Below are 2,145 nucleotides of genomic sequence, written 5' to 3' on the forward strand. Positions count from 1 at the left end.
CTAGTGCAATTCATACAGAACCAGATATTCTTCTGATTGATGAGGTGCTAGCAGTCGGCGATCTTCTGTTTAGGATGAAATGCTATAGAAAGCTGTCTGAATTACGGGATAAAGGTACAACGTTTGTTCTAGTAGCTCACAATCCTAATTCTATTCTATCTATTTGTGATTCAGCCATTTATCTTGAACGAGGAAAATTACTAGCAGTTGGTAAGGCGGCTGTGGTAATGCAACAATATGATCAAGATTTGTTTCTAGATAATAAACAGGAATCCAAAGGAGCTGTTTTCTTTAAAGAGAAACCAGCAGAACAAAGCACTGGTTTAGATATTATTGGCGTTTACTTTAGAGATGGACAAGGAAATAGGATTGACTATCCTCTCAGTGGTCAACCTGTATCCTTATGTGTTAAGTGCAAAGCTCACACAGAAATTTATAATGGAAGCTTTTGTATTATTTTTAGACAAAATTGTGGGGAAGGAGAACCATTATTAAATTTAGATAGTTATCTAGATAACACAATATTTAAAATTTCTAATGGAGTAGTTGAACTTCAGCTAGAAATGCCTTATCTTGGATTACAGCCAGGTTATTATTCTACTAAATTATGGGTTCAAAAACGACCTAAATATATCTACGACCACGTTTTATTTAAATTTCAAGTTAAAAGTAATAGTTTAATGTCAGAATGTCAATTTTATCAACCTAGAAAATGGAAAGTTTTATACCATTAATATATTGACCCGGTGGGTGGAATGGGCATCAGGCGTGGAACGGGCATCTTGCCCGTTTCATTTCCGGACGGACTGTCCCAACACTGGCTACCGAGAAAATGAGGGCTAGCCCAAAGGTGGTGCGTTACGGGGCGGGCTGTCCCAACACTGGCGCTCGAGGTTGAACATGAGGGCTAGCCCGCCCCTAACGCACCCTACGCAACTCTGCTCCCTACTCCCTATTCCCTATTCCCTATTCCCTGTTCCCTTTGCTATATGTATGAATTCTTTAAGTTAATCAATAAATTATGGAATAATCATAAACAGAAAATCAGACACAACTATTATCGTAACCAACTTGGAAATATTGGGGAAGACTGTTATATAGGTAAAAGCGTAATCAAAAATAATTTAAGTAAATTATTTCTGGGCAATCGCGTCATTGTAGAAAATAATGTAACGCTTAAATGTAATTTAGAAGACTCTGCTATTCATATTGGCGATCGCTCCATTATCCGAAGTTCAGCAATGCTCATCTCTGCAGAGGGTAAGATAAAAATTGGTAGTGACTGTAGTGTTAACCCTTTTTGTTTTCTTTATGGTGCAGGTGACTTAGTTATAGGAAACTGGGTCAGAATCGCTACCCATACTGTAATTGTTACTTCAAACTATACTTTTGACGATCTTGATACGCCTATCGACCTTCAACCGTCTACTAAAAAAGGTGTCATTATAGAAGATGATGTTTGGATAGGGGCGGGAGTAAGAATCCTTGATGGTTGCAGAATAGGTAAAGGTTCTGTAATCGGTGCTGGGACAGTTTTAACTAAGAGTGTTGAGCCTTACTCTGTAGTTGTAGGAGTACCGGGCAAGGTTATTCGTAAACGTGGTGAATATAAAGATAGTAAACAGGAGTAAATAGGATATTTTTTTTAACAAAACTATTCACAAATAAATAGATTTATCTCATCTATTTATTACTAATAAATAATCACGACTATCCTAGACTGATGATAGTAAATGAGTAGTTTAACTGAGCTTAACTCCTTAAATTATAAGGGAGTCAATACAATTAAATTTAAAAAACATTGTTTTTTGTTATCGCTACAAGCCTCTTTTAGTAAGCTTTGTAGCGATAATTTTATACTAATTTAGTTTAGCCACATCCTAGATAGCCATAATCCCTAGCACTATTAGGACAATTAGCTATGAAAAATCAAGAGCGTGTGCGAGTATTTATCGGCTCTGGTGAAGCAAGTCTAGTGGAGAGGAAAGTCTCAATTTACTCTCTTCGTAAGCATAGCCATAGGGAACTGGATATTTATGTTTTTAATGGCACCCACAATGCTATTGAACATAATGATGATCAGCCTTATCTCGCTCCCATGTCTTTACGAGTTAAATATCGCAATACAACTGAGTTTAGTCTCTA

General features: G+C 36.8%; 1 protein-coding gene and 2 pseudogenes. All 3 read left to right on the top strand.

The window, feature by feature from the left end:
* Positions 1-734, top strand: a pseudogene (locus F6K49_RS43110) (ABC transporter ATP-binding protein); the annotation flags it as partial.
* A 255-nt stretch (positions 735-989) separates the two neighbouring features.
* Positions 990-1,631, top strand: a complete 642-nt coding sequence (locus F6K49_RS43115; RefSeq protein WP_081431418.1) for an acyltransferase — start codon at positions 990-992, stop codon at positions 1,629-1,631.
* A gap of 290 nt (positions 1,632-1,921) precedes the next feature.
* Positions 1,922-2,145: pseudogene (locus F6K49_RS43120) on the top strand (glycosyl transferase); the annotation flags it as partial.

The sequence above is a fragment of the Moorena sp. SIO3I6 genome, assembly GCF_010672095.1.

Excerpts from the sequence above, each read along its gene's own strand:
- F6K49_RS43115 (WP_081431418.1), top strand. The coding sequence starts at position 990 with ATGTATGAATTCTTTAAGTTAATCAATAAATTATGGAATAATCATAAA.